Source organism: Kitasatospora sp. NPDC091207 (assembly GCF_044768625.1).
GTDB lineage: Bacteria > Actinomycetota > Actinomycetes > Streptomycetales > Streptomycetaceae > Kitasatospora.
Genome location: NZ_JBIVVS010000006.1, coordinates 294,925 through 310,706, shown reverse-complemented (window position 1 = coordinate 310,706; position 15,782 = coordinate 294,925). Strand labels below are relative to the sequence as shown.

The 15,782-nt window shown below is 71.2% G+C and carries 15 protein-coding genes, 1 tRNA gene and 1 pseudogene; 11 read left to right on the top strand and 6 right to left on the bottom strand.

What is annotated here, in order from left to right; translation table 11 throughout:
- Positions 1–128: 128 nt before the first annotated feature.
- From ACIQTO_RS14520 to ACIQTO_RS14500, 5 genes are all read left to right on the top strand, one after another.
- On the top strand, positions 129–881 hold the full coding sequence (locus tag ACIQTO_RS14520; RefSeq protein ID WP_402387710.1) for a TetR family transcriptional regulator: 753 nt from the start codon (positions 129–131) through the stop codon (positions 879–881).
- Positions 882–1,116: 235 nt separating this feature from the next.
- Complete coding sequence (locus ACIQTO_RS14515) at positions 1,117–2,529, top strand: chloride channel protein (protein ID WP_402387707.1); 1,413 nt, start codon at positions 1,117–1,119, stop codon at positions 2,527–2,529.
- Between the two features lie 166 nt (positions 2,530–2,695).
- Positions 2,696–3,748, top strand: coding sequence for a DUF2278 family protein (locus tag ACIQTO_RS14510; protein ID WP_402387704.1), 1,053 nt, complete (start codon positions 2,696–2,698; stop codon positions 3,746–3,748).
- 117 nt (positions 3,749–3,865) lie between these two features.
- Positions 3,866–4,105 (top strand): hypothetical protein, encoded by a 240-nt coding sequence (locus ACIQTO_RS14505; RefSeq protein WP_402387701.1) that lies wholly within the window; start codon positions 3,866–3,868, stop codon positions 4,103–4,105.
- A 50-nt stretch (positions 4,106–4,155) separates the two neighbouring features.
- Positions 4,156–5,406, top strand: a complete 1,251-nt coding sequence (locus ACIQTO_RS14500; RefSeq protein WP_402387698.1) for an SWIM zinc finger domain-containing protein — start codon at positions 4,156–4,158, stop codon at positions 5,404–5,406.
- A gap of 8 nt (positions 5,407–5,414) precedes the next feature.
- Here ACIQTO_RS14500 and ACIQTO_RS14495 read toward each other — a convergent pair whose 3' ends face one another.
- The 3 genes from ACIQTO_RS14495 to ACIQTO_RS14485 all read right to left on the bottom strand — a co-directional run bounded on the left by ACIQTO_RS14495 (position 5,415) and on the right by ACIQTO_RS14485 (position 8,563).
- Positions 5,415–5,774, bottom strand: a complete 360-nt coding sequence (locus ACIQTO_RS14495) for a zinc ribbon domain-containing protein YjdM (RefSeq protein WP_402387695.1) — start codon at positions 5,772–5,774, stop codon at positions 5,415–5,417.
- Positions 5,775–6,370: 596 nt separating this feature from the next.
- On the bottom strand, positions 6,371–7,081 hold the full coding sequence (locus ACIQTO_RS14490; RefSeq protein WP_402387692.1) for a histone-like nucleoid-structuring protein Lsr2: 711 nt from the start codon (positions 7,079–7,081) through the stop codon (positions 6,371–6,373).
- A 1,038-nt stretch (positions 7,082–8,119) separates the two neighbouring features.
- Positions 8,120–8,563 carry a hypothetical protein gene (locus tag ACIQTO_RS14485; RefSeq protein ID WP_402387689.1) on the bottom strand — a complete coding sequence of 148 codons (444 nt, stop codon included), beginning with the start codon at positions 8,561–8,563 and terminating at the stop codon, positions 8,120–8,122.
- 34 nt (positions 8,564–8,597) lie between these two features.
- On the opposite strand from ACIQTO_RS14485, the pseudogene ACIQTO_RS14480 reads away from it, so the two are divergent.
- Positions 8,598–8,852: pseudogene (locus ACIQTO_RS14480) on the top strand (hypothetical protein); the annotation flags it as partial.
- 371 nt (positions 8,853–9,223) lie between these two features.
- Positions 9,224–9,721, top strand: coding sequence for a tyrosine-type recombinase/integrase (locus tag ACIQTO_RS14475; RefSeq protein ID WP_402387761.1), 498 nt, complete (start codon positions 9,224–9,226; stop codon positions 9,719–9,721).
- An 87-nt stretch (positions 9,722–9,808) separates the two neighbouring features.
- Here the strand turns inward: ACIQTO_RS14475 and ACIQTO_RS14470 are convergent.
- Positions 9,809–9,896, bottom strand: a tRNA-Leu gene (locus tag ACIQTO_RS14470).
- A gap of 293 nt (positions 9,897–10,189) precedes the next feature.
- Between ACIQTO_RS14470 and ACIQTO_RS14465 the strand changes: the two genes are divergently transcribed.
- The 3 genes from ACIQTO_RS14465 to ACIQTO_RS14455 all read left to right on the top strand — a co-directional run bounded on the left by ACIQTO_RS14465 (position 10,190) and on the right by ACIQTO_RS14455 (position 13,260).
- Entirely contained in the window at positions 10,190–11,536 is a 1,347-nt protein-coding gene (locus tag ACIQTO_RS14465; protein ID WP_380578861.1) for a M20/M25/M40 family metallo-hydrolase, read from the top strand.
- Positions 11,537–11,792: 256 nt separating this feature from the next.
- Entirely contained in the window at positions 11,793–12,038 is a 246-nt protein-coding gene (locus tag ACIQTO_RS14460; RefSeq protein ID WP_380578863.1) for a chaplin, read from the top strand.
- A gap of 376 nt (positions 12,039–12,414) precedes the next feature.
- Positions 12,415–13,260 (top strand): chaplin, encoded by an 846-nt coding sequence (locus tag ACIQTO_RS14455; RefSeq protein WP_402387685.1) that lies wholly within the window; start codon positions 12,415–12,417, stop codon positions 13,258–13,260.
- A gap of 372 nt (positions 13,261–13,632) precedes the next feature.
- Here ACIQTO_RS14455 and ACIQTO_RS14450 read toward each other — a convergent pair whose 3' ends face one another.
- Complete coding sequence (locus tag ACIQTO_RS14450; RefSeq protein ID WP_402387682.1) at positions 13,633–13,842, bottom strand: DUF5703 family protein; 210 nt, start codon at positions 13,840–13,842, stop codon at positions 13,633–13,635.
- A gap of 331 nt (positions 13,843–14,173) precedes the next feature.
- Here ACIQTO_RS14450 and ACIQTO_RS14445 point away from each other — a divergent pair, with 331 nt between their 5' ends.
- Positions 14,174–14,779, top strand: a complete 606-nt coding sequence (locus tag ACIQTO_RS14445) for a hypothetical protein (protein ID WP_402387679.1) — start codon at positions 14,174–14,176, stop codon at positions 14,777–14,779.
- 108 nt (positions 14,780–14,887) lie between these two features.
- Here ACIQTO_RS14445 and ACIQTO_RS14440 read toward each other — a convergent pair whose 3' ends face one another.
- Positions 14,888–15,523 (bottom strand): ester cyclase, encoded by a 636-nt coding sequence (locus tag ACIQTO_RS14440; RefSeq protein WP_402387676.1) that lies wholly within the window; start codon positions 15,521–15,523, stop codon positions 14,888–14,890.
- Positions 15,524–15,782 lie beyond the last annotated feature (259 nt).

The window sequence follows — 15,782 nt, the reverse complement described above, 5'->3', positions numbered from 1 at the left end:
GAGGGCACCAACCAGGTCCAGCGCATCGTGATGGCCCGCAACCTGCCGTAGCGCGTCGGCGGGGCACCCCCGGGCACCCCGCCGCACACCCTGGCTCGGCTGTTCGAAGCCGGTGCTATGTTCCGGGAATGAGCGAGAAGGAAGAGCAGGACCAGCCCATGAACGACGGTCCGCCGAAGCCGGCGATGCGCGAGGCGCTCGTCGCCGCCGCCTTCGAACTCTTCCTGGAACGCGGTTTCGAACAGACCACCATCGACGACATCGTCTCGCTCGCCGGAGTCGGCCGGCGCTCCTTCTTCCGCTACTTCCCGGCCAAGGAGGACGTGGTCTTCCCCGACCACGAACGCAGCCTCGCCGAGATGACGGAGTTCCTGGAGTCCGGCACCGGCGAGGAGGACCCGGTCCGGCACGCCTGCGACGCCGCCCGCCTCGTCCTGCGGATGTACGCCGAGCAGCCGTCCTTCTCCGTCCAGCGCTACCGGCTCACCCGCAAGGTGCCCGGCCTGCGCGCGTACGAGCTGTCGGTGGTCTGGCGCTACGAGCACATGCTCGCCCACTACCTGCGCGGGCGCTTCGCCGCGCGGCCCGACGGGGCCCTGCGCGCCGATGTGATCGCGGCCGCGGTGGTCTCCGCGCACAACCACGCGCTGCGCACCTGGCTGCGCTCCGGCGGCGAGAGCGACTGGATCGCCGAGGTGGACGCGGCGATGGCCTTCGTCACCGGCACCTGGAACGACCGGCCGGCCGAGGGCGCGCCGGACGGCGCGGCCGAGGCGGACGACGTGGTGGTGCTGGTCGCCAGCCGCCGGGCGCCGCTCTGGCGGATGGTGCAGGGCATCGAGAGCGCGCTGGAGGAGTCCCGGCAGGTGCCGCCGGCGTGACCGGTCGGTCCCGGGGGGTCCGGCAGGCGTGACCCCGGCGTCCCGGCAGGTGCCGCGGGCGTGACCGGTCGGTCCCGGTGGGCGCGTGGCCGCGACCTGTCGGCCGCTCACCCGTACGGCGCAACCCGCCCGGGGGCGCGCCGTGCCGGGGCGCGGGCCGCCGGGCCCCGGGCGAGACTCGGTCCCAGGAGGGGACCGCGCGGCGGCCGGCCCCGGTGAGCGCGAAGGAGCGGGCATGCCTGAGCAGACCGGTCAGCAGAGCGGTCAGCAGAGCGGCGGCCCCGACGCCGTGCGCGCGGTGCTGCTGAAGAAGGGTTACCTGGTCCTCCTGCTGATCTCGGCCCTCGTCGGCATCCCGGTGTCGCTGGCGGCGTTCGGCTTCGTCAGCCTGGAGCACGAACTCCAGCACTGGGTCTGGGAGAGCCTGCCGCAGGCCCTCGGTCTGGACCGCGCGCCCTGGTGGTGGCCGCTGCCCGCGCTGCTGCTCGCCGGGTTGCTGGTGGTCCCGGTCATCATCCGGCTGCCGGGCCGCGGCGGTCACATCCCGGTGGACGGGCTCGGCGGGCCGCCCACGCTGCCGAAGGCCGTGCCCGGCGTCGTGCTGGCGGCCCTGGTCTGTTTGCCGCTCGGTGTCGTACTCGGCCCCGAAGCGCCCCTGATGGCGCTGGGCAGCGGCCTCGCCCTGCTTGCCGTCCGGCCCGCCTGGCTGACCGCCAAACCCCAGCTGGCACCCGTGCTCGGCGCGGCCGGTTCGGCGGCGGCGATCTCCACCATCTTCGGGAGCCCGCTGGTGGCCGCCGTGATGATCATCGAGGCGGCCGGGCTGGGTGGCCCGCAACTGACCGTGCTGATCCTGCCGTGCCTGCTGGCGAGCGGCATCGGCGCGCTGGTGTTCACCGGCTTCGGCCACTGGACCGGGCTGTCGATCGGGGCCCTCTCGCTGCCCTCCGTGCCCGCGTCCGGCATCCCCGACCCGGGCGACTTCCTCTGGGGCATCCCGGTCGCGATCGTGGTCGCGACGATCTGTGTGGGCGGCCGGTCCCTCGGCGGGCTGGTCAAGGGGTACGTCACCGGAGGGCCGGACCGGCCCCCGCCGACCGTCCGGACGACGGCCGTCCGGACGGTGCTCTGTGCCGTCGCGGTCGGCGTCTGCATCAGCGCGTACGCGCTGCTCACCGGACGCTCACCGGAGGAGGCGGCGCTCTCCGGGCAGATCACCCTCGCCAACCTCGCCGCGGACCCGGCGTCCTGGCCGGTCGGCGTCCTGGTGGCGCTGGTGCTCTGCAAGGCGCTCGGCTGGGGCATCGCGCTGGGCAGCATGCGCGGTGGCCCGATCTTCCCGGCGCTCCTGATCGGCGCGGCCGTCGGGGTGGCCTGCAGCGCGCTGCCCGGCTTCGGCTACACCCCGGGCCTGGCCGCCGGCCTCGCGGCCTCCGGTGCCGCCGTCACCCGGTTGCCGGTCACCAGCACCGTGCTGGCGTCGGCGCTGCTCGGTGTCGACGCCGCGAACGCGATGCCGCTGCTGATCGTCGCTTCGGTGACGGCCTTCGTCGTCGGCGAGATGATCCGCAGTGTCGGCCGCCGCCGGGCCGCGGCACCGCTCGGCGGCGGGCCCCCGGCCGAGGCGGGGCGACCGGCGGAAGGGTGAACCGGCCCCCGGCGTACCCGCCGGGCGGTGAGCACCCGCCGGTACCCGTCGACCGGTCCGGGCGGACAACAGGTGAACATCCGTCGATTCGCCGGCAGCGGCGGCCGCGGGTGCGGGAGAACGGAGTGCGTTCCGATCACCGAACCGGCCCGAGGACACCTCACCCATGCCCCTCAAGAACTACGGCGTACTCGCCGCCACCGCCGTCGACCGGCGTCGCGAGGACAACACCGACACCCCGCACTACCAGATCCACCTCCGCGACGCGGCCGGCACCGACTACCGGGCGGCGGTCAACGTCGAGTCCCAGCAGGCGCCTTCGGAGCTGCTCTACGTCGTCGTCGACGACTTCCGGCACCCGGTCACCGGCCTGCTCCCGGCCGCCGGCAGCGGCTGGAGCGACCTGCCCTCGAAGCCCGGCACGGCCGCGCTGGACTTCATCCGCGGCAACCTCTTCGACCCGGCCGCACTCCGCGTCCTGCCGCCCGGCCTCCCGGGGGCCGACAACGACCTCGCCGACCTGCTGGACCACTACGTGCGGCGGGCGATCGACGACCCGGCCGCCGCCGTTCACCTGATCGGCCAGCGCTTCGGCCCGGAACCGGGCGTCCCCGACAAGGTGTTCGGCTTCCGGCCCGGCAACGGCGTCCACGACATCCACATGAACCAGGGAAACAGCGGCCGGTTCCGCGCCGACAACGGCGTCTACCAGGACGGCGGCCTGCTGATCCACCTGCCCGCCGAGAACCGCTGGGTCGCGGTCTTCCTCGCCTTCCAGTCCCAGGCCTGGCACACCGACGACACCACCGGCCACCCCCTCCCCGGCACCCCGCCCCGTCCCACCGACCCGCCCGGTCCCACCGACCCGCCCGGTCCCACCGACCCGCCCGGCCACGGGGCCGCGCTGCGGATCGTCGCCGCCGTGGTCAACCCGGTCGGCCCGGCGCCCGAGGACGAGACCGTCACGGTCCTCAACACCTCGGCCGCGGCGGTCGACCTGACCGGCTGGCACCTCGCCGACCAGGCCGGGCAGCGCCTCGCCCTGCCCGCCGGACCGCTGGCCCCCGGCGCCGCCCTCACCGTCCACGCCGCCGGCGGGTTCACGCTCGGCAACCACGGTGGGGCGATCACCCTCCTCGACCCCCGCGGGCTCAAGGTCCACGGTGTCGCCCACACCGCCCGCCAGGCCGCCGCCGAGGGCCGCACGATCACCTTCTGAGGCCACCCCACCCGGCTGCTCTCCCCTCGGCCCCCGGTCCCCTTCCCGCTCCCGTTCCCTGTCCTCCGTCCGGGTGAGCCTCGGATTCACCGGCCGAAGCCGGGGCAATCTCGCTCCGTGACCACTTCCACTCCCCGCCGTCGGCGCCGCCGTCCGGCCGTCCCGCACCGGACGCCGGCCCCGCACACCCCCGCCCCGTCCACCCCGACCGCGTCGGTGCCGCCACGCGGCCTCGCTCCCGCCACCGTGCCACCGCGCTGCTGCGCCGTCGCCACCACCGAACACCGCTCCCTCGGCGGCACCATCATCCGCACCCACCGCCACCACTCCGCCTGCCCGGTCTGGACGGCTCGTTGACCGGACGGAAGCCGGTCGGCCGGTCGTCGCGATTTGCTTGAATGAACGGTGTGACGAGCAGCGCCGGATTCACTGAGGACGACCTGAGCGGGCTGGCCGGGCCGCGCTCCTTCGAACGAGGTCTGGGCTACCGGGACGCGGTGGCCGAACTCGACGTCGGGGCACAGCGGTTCACCGCCGTCGTCAGCGGCACCGAGGCCTACGAGGTCGTGCTGGAGCTGGACGAGGAGTACGGACTGTCGGGCGAGTGCGACTGTCCCTACGGACTCGACGGCAACTTCTGCAAGCACTGTGTCGCGGTGGGCCTGGTCGTGCTGGAGAAGCGGGACGAGCTGCCCCGGCTCAAGGCCGAGGCGAAGGCACGGGCCGGCAGCCTGGAGTCCTGGCTCGGTTCGCGTTCACGGGACGACCTGGTGCTGCTGGTCCGTGAACTGATGGACAGTGACCGGAGCCTGCGCCGCCGCCTGGAGCTCCGGGCGGCGACCGCCCAGGCCGACCCCGCCCAACTGCGGGCCCGGATCGCCGACCTGCTCGCGGTCGGCCGCTTCAGCCGGTACGGGTACGTCGAGTACGCCGACGCCCAGGTCTACGCGCTCCAGGCCGGCGAGGCGGTGGCCGCCGTCCGCGCCCTCACGGCGGAGGGTCAGGCCGCCCAGGCGGTCGCCCTGGCCCGGGAGGCGATCAGGCTGCTCGGCCGGTCCTACGACCGGATCGACGACTCCGCGGGGTGCGTCGGCGGTGTCGCCGCCGATCTCGACGAGGCCCACCTGGAGGCGTGCCGGGCGGCGGCACCCGACCGCACCGAGCTGGCCGACTGGTTGGTCGACCGGCTGCTCGGCGACCACGACCATCTGCTGGAGGCCGAACTGGGGGACTACCGCGACCTCCTCGGCGAGCCGGGCCTGCGACGGGTCCGGGAGCGGGCGGAGGAGGCGAGCCGGCGCAATCCGTCCGGCTGGGCCGAGAAGCACCTGATGAAGCAGCTGGCCAAGGCCGAGCGCGGCCTCAAGCCGCCCGTCGGCAAGGGCGACCGGGGAGCGGTCCTGCCGGCGCAGGTGGCCCGTGACGGCGCCGGCCGGCCCGACGAGGCACTGGCGGTGTACCGCCGCGCGATCGAGGGGCTCAAGCCGCTCACCGGTGACGCCCGTTACCGGGAGATGGCCCGGCTCCTGCTCGAAGCCCGGGCCTGCCACCGCGCGTTGGGGACGGAGGAGGAGTTCGCGGAGGACCTCGCGGCCCTGAAGGCCGACCAGCGGCGCAAGCGCAACCTGCTGCGGATCCTGGACGAGCACGGCCTGTGACCGACCGGTCAGGCCTTCTTGACCACGCTCGACTTGAGCTGCATCGGGCCGAACCCGTCGATCCTGCAGTCGATGTCATGCCCGTCGACCCCGTCGACCAGGCGGATGTTGCGCACCTTGGTGCCCGCCTTGATCCCCGACGGGCTGCCCTTGACCTTGAGCGCCTTGACGACCGTCACCGTGTCGCCGTCGCTCAGCACGTTCCCGACGGCGTCCTTGACCACCCGCCCCCCGGCGGCGGCCCCGTCGGAGCCCTCACCCCCGGCCGGCGCCCACTCGTTCCCGCACTCCGGGCAGACCATCAGCGCGTCCATCGCGTAGGTGTACTCGCTGGAGCACCGGGGGCACGGGGGCAGGTTCTCGTTCACCGGACCAGCCTATCCGAGCCCCCCGAAACACCCCGCCACCTGCGCGGATCGGCCCGGGGAACCTCCGCCTCCGACGGGCAGCCGACCGCGGCCCGCCGGTCGGCGTGGGCCCTCACCGGTCGACCTGGTCGAGGGCCCGGTCGGCAGCGCCCGGGGCAGCGGCCCCTCCGAGGCGGGCGGGCACCTCCGGTTCCGGGCCCACTGCCGCGGGTCTCCCTGGTGTTCGTCCCAGACCATCACGTTGGCGAACTTCGAACCCTCGCGGTCGAAGACCATGCCACCTTCATGATGTGCTGAGCGGCCCGTAGAGCCGTGCCCTTCCCCTTGCCCGTGCCACCGACCAACGCACTCCAGACAAGGGCCGGACGGGCGTTGCCCCGGCTGGACACCTTCACTGTCTGGTCGATGGCAGCGGACCACATGCGCAGAGCGGCCACCTACATGCCGACCGGATCGCACTCGACGTACGGGCTGACCTTCTCGACGGCGCGACCGATAGGCCCGTACCGGGTGATGGTGCTCAACTTCTTCTCTCCTGAGACTGGTTGGGATCGGGTGGCCGGGCCGACCCCGGCCACCCAGGTACGTGCTGCTGGTCAGGCCGCTTGCTTGGCTGCCACCCGGTAGGCGTGGCGGACCGATGCGGGGATGGCACCCTTGGCGTTCACCGTGCAGCCCTGAGCCTTGGCCCAGTCACGTATGGCCTGTGCCTCGGACTTGGCCTTGACGGCCTGAGCGTCCACCCTCACCGGTTTGGGCAGGGGGTCACCGCCCTTGAACTCTCCGGCGCACACGGCGTCCCGGAAGGCGCCCGGCTTGGACGCGTCGAAGCACGGGATGCCGAACTCAACTGCGGCTTGCAGCTTCTTAGTTGCGCGCTCCTCGCCCTCACCGCAGATGATCAGAACGGTGCTGCTGTCAGCCCGGCCGACCACCTCATGGCCAAGGTTGCGGACAGCATGCCGGGCATCCGACCACGCGTATCCCGGGATCTCGCCCGACACCATCCCGGACGGCCGGACCATCGGCTCAGCCTCGGTCACGTCGTCCTCTTCGGCGTCGTCCTGGTGGTCGACCTTGGCAGCGGTCACGGTCGGCTCCACAGCAACCGGCGAAGCCTCAGGCTGGCCAGGCACACCGAGCGTGTCCATCAGGTACCGAGTGAAGACAACACCATGTTCCAAGCACAGGTCCCATGCGTGACCAGCAACGCTCAGAGACTCCGTGGCCTCTTCCTGACTGCCGTCCTTGGCAAGGTGAGCATCACAGAACGTCTTCTCTACGGGCACCAAGACAGTCGTGCGCATGGGTTTGGGGTAATGCCTAATTTGGAAGAGAGGGGACCCGCCGGGGGTTGCCTTCCTCGCCCTGTGTACGGGTATGAATCATTCCGAGGGATTGGGCCGGCCCTCGCCGGCCTGGCGGCCGAAGAGCCCCCCAGGGCTGCTTGGGGTCCATTTCGGGGCCTCCTGGGACCCTCTTGGGGCTCATCTGGCCTCCAGTTGCCACTCCGCGGGCTCCCCAGGGGCACTGAATGAATGAAATGAGGCCCCAGGACGTGATGCTGGCCGCTCTTCGGGCTTGCGCGTCCTTGCATGGGCCCGGGGACACCCGCATCTCTATTGCCGGTGGTGATATATGTCTCGACAAGCGGGACCGGATCCTCAGCTTCCGTCACACCACTTGATTAAGTCAGTTAACCACTTCTTCAAGCCGTTCATGCGTCGCCCGTAGACCAACCAAGAACTGTGTGTGCGTCCTGGTTGCGTACACCGAAGACTCGAAGGAAGGTTGATCATGCTCAGAAGGATCGCTCTTTCCGTTGCGGCTCTTGGGCTTCTGGCTGCAAGCGCGACTCCTGCGGCTTCGGCGACCGAGCCAGGGACTGCCTCCCTCAATGTCAGTCGGGTCAAACAGAGCTTCTCGAACACCATTTGGGGAACCTATGACGGTCATACCGGGTGCGTGCAGACCTTCCCCGGTGGGCAACCCATGAACGGCACTTTTCTGTGTGGGTCGCGGTATCTCGTCATTAACTGGACGGACGATCGGTGGGAGATATTCGGACTGGGAATGGACCATGCAGTTTGGAACTCCTGGCAGACAACTCCGGGCGGTTCTTGGGCTCCGTGGGGGAGCCTCGGAGGTCACGACCTTAAGAGCGGCGTGTGGCTGACTTCAGCAGAGCCAACAATCGAGGCACTTGGCGGTGATAACCGTTGGTGGTGCCGCCAATTCAACGGCGCGGACTGGGGTGGCTGGTACGACTGCACCTCATAGGCGGCCTTAAAACAAAGAAAGCGGGCCCTCGCCTTCTCGGCGAGGGCCCGTCTGGTTCAAGGGGTCTAGCTGGCGGGCCAGTCCACAGCAACCTTGAGGATGCCCTTCGTGGGCGTGTTCTCGTCGAAGGTATGGTCCGGCTTTGCAGTGTCTAGTCCTGGGTATCGCACGATCTTCCCGCCGTACTGGTGGAGGTTATCCACGTAGTCGGCGCGGTAGCGCTCGCTGGGACCCGAACGGAAACCAGTGAACTGCGATGCGTACGTGGCGAAGTCGGAGTGTCCGGCCACGATATCGACTCCGGCCGGCATGGCGGTGGTGGACAGGGTTGTGAGTGAGGAGCGTCGAGTCCCAAATCTCAGGAACAAAGGAATGGGTAGCTGGATTCTGGTAGGCCTGGGCCATGTGGCCTCCTGGGTGTTATCGGTTTCGGGTGTCAAGGGGAATCGGTGCACTATTGAAAGCGCGGGCTCCGGACTCTCATCAAAGGTCATCTCAATGTCGCTCATGGCGACACCTCCTAATCAAATTAGTTAGATAAGAATGAGAGGTACTGGAGAGGCCGGGAGTACAAGACCAAGACCGAGGCGGAGAAGGCACTCCGCCAGTGGCGCACCGACCACGATGCGGGCGGGCAAGGTGGCTGTCCGCTCTGACATGACGCTCGGAGACTGGTTGGACAAGTGGCTGAGCACCCACCGGAAGGAGGGGGCCACCGTCGCCGGGTACGAGACGAAGATCCGGTTGCACATCAAGCCGCACATCGGTGCAGTGAAGCTGAACGAGGTCACTGACGACACCTTGGACGACCTGTACCGGCTGTTGGAGACGTCACCCTGTCCGACGAACGCCGGGAAGCCCCTCGGTAAGAAGTCCGTCCGGCACGTCCACAACAGCCCGTCGAACCCGGCCAAGACCGCCAACCCTCCGACGCAGCGGGAGATCAGGGGCCAGGAACAGAAGTACCCGACCCTGGACGACCCCGAGACGGCCACGTTCCTGGTAGCGGTGTGGGAGCTGTGCGGGAACACAAAGTGTGGTCCGTCCCACCACTGCCTCCGGGATGCGGCGCTCTGGACGTTCATCGCGGTGACCGGCTGCCGTCGCAGCGAGGCCCTGGGCCTGAGTTGGAGGGACGTGCATTGGGACAGTGGAGCCATTGACCTGCAATGGGTCGTGGCGGAGGAGGGCAACACCTTCCGTCACCGCCCGTTGACCAAGGGCGGGGACGACGCGGCCACCATCTATGTGGACCAGACCGTCATGAGCGTGCTCAAGCGACAGAGGGAACGGCAGCAGGAGGAAAGGGCCGGTCTTGGTCCGGTCCGACCTGGAATGATCACGACCTCGTGTTCGCCCGTGACGGCTTCAAGCTGTTCAAGGCCGGACGCGCCGGGGGCCCGCAGGACCCGGAGAAGGTCTCTGCCCGGTGGCGCACGCTCCGTAACCGTCTGGGCCTGCCGGAGGACTTCCGGGTTCACGACCTGCGGCACTCGCACGTCACCAACGCTTTGGAGGCGGGGGAGAACCCGGTGGAGGTGTCGGCGAATGTTCGGCACCACTCGCCGGGCTACACGATGGCCCGGTACGGACACAGTCGGAAGGATGGGGCCAGGAAGCTGGCTGCGAGCAATGCCAGCAGGGTTGGCCTGTCTGCCCTGGTCTGATCAGGGATTCTCTGGGCCGTTGGTCACGTGGTTGGTCACGCCACTGCCTGGAAAAGCAAAAAACCCCTGATAAACAGGGGTCTTAGCTGGTGTCCGAGGGGGGACTTGAACCCCCACGCCCGATAAAGGGCACTAGCACCTCAAGCTAGCGCGTCTGCCATTCCGCCACCCGGACCGGGTGTTGTCTCTTCGGCCTCGTCGGCCGCGCTGACAGATGTAACTGTAGCAAAGATCGGCTTGCGCTCCCAAAACGGTCGTGGACGGGTGAGCGAGGGGCGGTGACCGGGGCAAGGGGTGCTCTGTGGCGGGGGTGTGACCAGCGGGTTTCGCGTCGTTTCCCGGGCGCCCGCGGGGTGGATACGGGTGGGGGCCTGGGGGAGGATGGGCGGACGTGCTCGTACGGCCCGGGTGCAGGTCCCGGGGCTGGCGCACTGGTGCGTCGGTGCGGGCCAGAGACGAGGAGTGACCGTGAGCGAGCGGAGCGAGTCGACGGCGGGGCGGGCGGCGGCGCCGAAGGTGACGGCCGAGTCGGAGGTCGCCGAGATCTGTCGCGATCTGATCAGGATCGACACCAGCAACTACGGCGACGGCTCGGGGCCGGGCGAGCGCAAGGCCGCCGAGTACGTGGCGGAGCAGCTCGCGGAGTTCGGTATCGAGCCGCAGATCTTCGAGTCCGCCAAGGGGCGGGCCTCGACCGTCGTGCGGATCGAGGGCGAGGACCGTTCGCGCCCGGGCCTGCTGATCCACGGGCACACCGACGTGGTGCCGGCCAACGCGGCGGACTGGACGTACGACCCGTTCTCCGGCGAGATCGCGGACGGATGCGTCTGGGGGCGCGGCGCGGTCGACATGAAGGACATGGACGCGATGACGCTGGCCGTCGTGCGCGACCGGCTGCGGACCGGGCGCAAGCCCCCGCGGGACCTGGTGCTGGCCTTCGTGGCCGACGAGGAGGCGGGCGGCACGTTCGGCGCCCGGTACCTGGTGGACAAGCACCCGGACCTCTTCGAGGGGGTGACCGAGGGCATCGGCGAGGTCGGCGGCTTCTCGTTCACCGTCAACGACCAGGTCCGGCTCTACCTGGTGGAGACGGCCGAGAAGGGCATGCACTGGATGCGGCTCACGGTCGAGGGCCGGGCCGGGCACGGGTCGATGGAGAACGACGACAACGCCATCACCGAGCTGTGCGAGGCGGTGGCCCGGCTCGGGCGGCACACCTTCCCGCTGCGGATCACCAAGACCGTCCGCGCCTTCCTGGACGAGCTGTCGGACGCGCTCGGCGTGCGGCTCGACCCGGAGAACATGGACGAGACGCTGCGGGTGCTGGGCGGCATCGCCAAGATGATCGGCACCACGCTGCGCAACACCGCCCAGCCGACGATGCTCGGTGCCGGCTACAAGGTGAACGTGATCCCCGGGCAGGCGACCGCGCACGTGGACGGGCGCTTCCTGCCCGGCTACGAGGAGGAGTTCCTGGCCGAGCTGGACAGCGTGCTCGGCCCGCGCGTGAAGCGCGAGAGCATCCACTCCGACAAGGCGATCGAGACCAGCTTCGACGGCGCGCTGGTCGAGGCGATGCAGAGCGCGCTGCAGGCGGAGGACCCGATCGCGCGGGCCGTGCCGTACTGCCTCTCCGGCGGGACGGACGCCAAGTCGTTCCAGGACCTCGGCATCCGCTGCTTCGGCTTCGCGCCGCTGCAGCTGCCGCCGGAGCTGGACTTCGCGGGGATGTTCCACGGTGTGGACGAGCGGGTGCCGGTGGACGGCCTCAAGTTCGGCGTGCGGGTGCTGGACCGCTTCATCGACGCCTGCTGACCGACCGTCCCGAAGGCGGGACCGCGGCCCGCTCCCGGGGTACCGGGCGCGGGCCGTCCGCATTGTCCGAGCTAATGATTTGGGACCGTGAAATGGAGATCGAGAGAAACGATTCTGCAAGCGCCTGCGGATCGACTGTCTGTACGAGTCGTCACCGTTGCGGGTGAATGGAGAAAAGGCTCCGTACCCCGTTTGCCACACCGTCGTTCACTCCTATGCAGCCCGCCGAACGGGTTGCGTTGTCCATACAGGAGGAATGATGAAGGTCAAGAAGATCGCCGCCGTTGCCGCTGTCACCGGTGGCCTGGTGATGGCCGTCGCCGGTACCGCGTCCGCCCACGGCGGCGCCGCCGCCAACGGTGTGGCCGCCGGCTCCCCCGGCGTGGTCGCGGGCAACCAGATCCAGATTCCCGTGCACATCCCGGTGAACCTCTGCGGCAACACCGTCAGCGTGATCGGCGTGCTGAACCCGGCGTTCGGCAACCACTGCGCCAACTTCTGAGCCGCGCCGCTCGCTGAGCGCACGATGACCGTGTGATCGGTCGACGGGTCGACCGGCCGGTGAGTCACCGGCCGACAGGTCGACGGGCCGCTCATCGGATCGACTCACTTGGCCCCCGGGCGGCGGACGCGCCGCACCGGGGGCGCTTGTCTGTCCGGCGCCGGGTCGGAGGGGCGGCGGTCGGTCGGCGCGGTGTGTTTCCGGGGCCTTCCGGGGCCGCTCCGGAGTATCACTCGATCGGGTGAAGCGGGTTTGTTCGGCTCAACCTCGCCGCTTGCGCCTCGTTGTCCCCTGTGCACTCGAAGACCTTGCTCGTTATTCGGAAAGTCCGACTTTCGGTAGGTCATCACGTCGTCTCGATATGTCAGGGGAAAATATGAGGAATGTAGCCAAGAAGGGGCTCCTCACGGCCGTGGCCACCGGCAGTGTCCTGGCCTCGACCGCCGGCTACGCCTACGCGGGCGCCGAGGCGCAGGGTGGCGCCGTCGGTTCCCCGGGCGTGGCTTCCGGGAACTCGGTGCAGGTGCCGGTCGAGGTGCCGATCAACGCCTGCGGGAACACCGTCGATGTGATCGGCGTCCTGAACCCCGCGTACGGCAACCACTGCGCCAACATCAGCGGGCACCCCGGCGGCAGCGGGCAGGGCGCTTCGGGGGCCGCCGCCTCCGGCCAGGCGGCCGGGTCGCCCGGCGTGGTCTCCGGGAACAGTGTCCAGGCGCCCGTGCACATCCCGGTCAACGCCTGCGGCAACTCGGTCGACGTGGTCGGCGCCGGCAACCCGGCCTTCGGGAACGCCTGCGGCAACGAGGGCTCGGCGGTGGCCGCGCCGCCCGCCCACCAGGACGAGGACTGCCCCGAGGAGCACGGCTCGCACAACCCGCCGCCGCCCGGCACCGGCCAGCCCTCCACACCGCCGTCGCAGCACCCGAGCAGTGGTGGGACCACGCCGGGCAACCCCCGGACGGGCGCCCCGACCGCCACCACCCCGGCCGCGACGCCCGGCACGAGCGTGCCCACGCCCGCGAGGACCACCGCGGCCGGCGGCGGTCAGAGCGGTCAGGCGGTGCCGGCATCGGCCCGCACCGCGGCCGCGGAGGCGGCCGGGGGCGGCCAGCTGGCCTCGACCGGCGCGGGCGGCACCGAGCTGCTCGGCGCCGCCGGCCTCGCGCTGCTGCTCGGTGGCGGCGTGCTCTACCGCCGTGCCCGCGCCGGCGCGCGCTGAGCGGAGGCCGCGCGCTGGGCGGAGGCCTCGCGCTCGGCGAGGCAGTCGCGCTCCGGGTAGCGGTTCGTCCGCCGGAGGCGGCGGGGCCTGAGCCGGTACCCGGGCTGCCGCGGCGACCTGGGCGGGGCCCGGCGCGGTCGCCGCGGGTGGCGAACGCCGTGCGGGCCCGGCAGTGAACGCCGGTGCCCGCGGCCGTCGGTCGGACCGGCGGCCGCGGGCACCGGTGGCCGCGTCGCGTGGACGGGCGGAACCCGTGACGACCCCCCCGTACCGGCGCGGCACACCTGGCCGTGCGGGGATCCGGGGCGAGCCCGGTGCACGGCCCGACGGGAGAGGGGCCGGGGCACGCGGGCGATCAGCGGGTGGGCGCCGTCACCAGCTCCGGACCTGCCGGATGATCCGCCGCCGCAGCAGCACCGTTCGGCTGCCGTCGGGGAACAGTCGCAGTCTGTCCAGCTCCCAATGCCCGTATTCGGCATGCTCGGTGAGCAGCTGGCGCGCCGCGTTGCGGGAGGTCCCGCGTGGCATGCGCAACGACTGGTACTCGTACTCCGGCTGCCGGACCGGCTTCGCTGAGGTCAAAACGCTCCTCCTGAGGGACACCTGCGGGCAAGCCTACGGCCTGCCTCCGCCAACGGGCCCGGGTATTTTCGGCCGCCCTCCCGGCAGGCCCGCCACCCGCGCTCCTGACAGTGCATCAGTTCCGTTCCTGTTGTGGACGGGATACCCCGATCGGGGCTCGCGGATGCGGCACCCGGACGGCCCAGCAGTGCCGGGTCCGTGCGCTCCGCGCGGGCGTGCGCGGGTACAGAACCACGCGGATCGGACATCAGGGCGGAAGTTGCGGTGAAATCGCGGGTGTAGGTGACAACCGCTGTGCGTACCGACACCGCGGGGAGATAGCGTCTGCACCATGTCTGATGCCGCGCAGCCCACCATTGCCGAGGTACGCGCCGCCGCCGAGGCGGTCAAGGCCGCCATCGACCGTCATCTCGAAGCGGTGTCAAGCCACAGCGCAGCGGACGATCCCGCTGTGTTCACCGCCTACGAGCAGCTCGCGACGGCGGCCATCGCGTACGACCAACTCCTCTACGAGGTCTACGACGAGGTCACCCCGTTCGAGGTCCCCGGGGACGAGGGGCCGGGCGGGTACCACGGCCCCGAGCAGCCCGAGGCGATCAGCGTGCTGATCCGCCGCGACTACCACGTGGTCGACCCGAAGCGGCTGCGCGCCCAGGCCGAGCGGCTGGACGACTCGCTGACCCCAGGCGGCGGCGGGACGGGCGAGGTGAACGCCGCGATCGGCGTGCTGTTCGGTGAGTACGAGCCGGACGAGATCGCCGCCCGGAGCGAGGAGTTCGGCCTGGAGGAGGGTGACTCCACGCTCTGGGTCGCCGCCGCCGAGCCGACCGAGCCGGGGGAGTGGCTGCCGGAGCCGTTCGAGCACGCGGACCCGCAGCTGCTGATCTGCCGGTTCGACGTCAGTGAGGTCTACGACGACGAGGACCCCGACGACTGACCCCGGTCCGCCCCGCCCCGCCGCCCGTCACCTGCCCCGGGCGGCGGGGCGGGCGGCCGCCAGGGCCGGACGGCAGGGTGGGCCACCGCGCCGGGCCCGGCCGGGTGCTCAGTGGCCGGTGGCCGCGCCGAGCTGCGCCAGCAGGGTCCGGTTGTCCTCGATGTGCCAGTCCTCGGTGATCCGCGACGTGCCGACGTGCTGGATGTCGATCGCGTCGAACTCGACGCGCCGGCCCTCGCCCCGCCGGCCCTCGCCCCGCCGGCCGTCGAAGACACCGGTGAAGTGGCCGCGGAAGACCAGCCGGGCGGTGATCCGGTCGCCCGTGACCAGCAGGTCCGACAGCTCACAGGTCAGGTCCGGCACCGCGGCGCGGAACGCACGCGAGGCGAACGCGGGGCCGGCGGGGCCCTGGGGGCGGCCCTCCGGAAGCGTGTTGTCCCGGAAGTCCGGCGCGACGGCGGCGTCCGGGTAGCGCTGCTCACCGGTGTTCCAGAAGGTGTAGAGCTGTTGCGCCAGCCGGACCTCCAGGGCCGCCCGGCGGGTGCCGAGCGAGCCGTCGACGGTCAGCGCGCGGGGTTGGACGAGATCGGGCGAGCGGTCGACCAGCCGCCGGGCCCGCTCGGTGGCGGGTCGGTCCGCTTCGTGGGCGGAGGCGGCGGTCGCGGCGGAGACCACCGCCGCGGTGACGAGCAGGCCGGCGAGGCCGAGTGCGGTGCCGGTGCGGAAACGCTGCTGCGAGCGCATGATTTCGGACGTTTCCTTTCGGGTGCGGGTGCGGGTGCGGGTGCGGGGCCGGTACACCGGTACCGGGTACGGGTACCGGATACGGCCGCACGACCCGGGGCGGGGCGGGGACGGGAGCCGCGGGGGGGGGGGGGGGGGGGGGGGGGGGGCGGGGGGGGGGGCCCCCCCCGCGCCGGCCCCCCCCGCCCCCCGCGGCCGGGGGGGCCAGCGGCGAGGGCCGGTAGGCGAAAAACCGCGCACCGACCACCGGCCCGCCCAG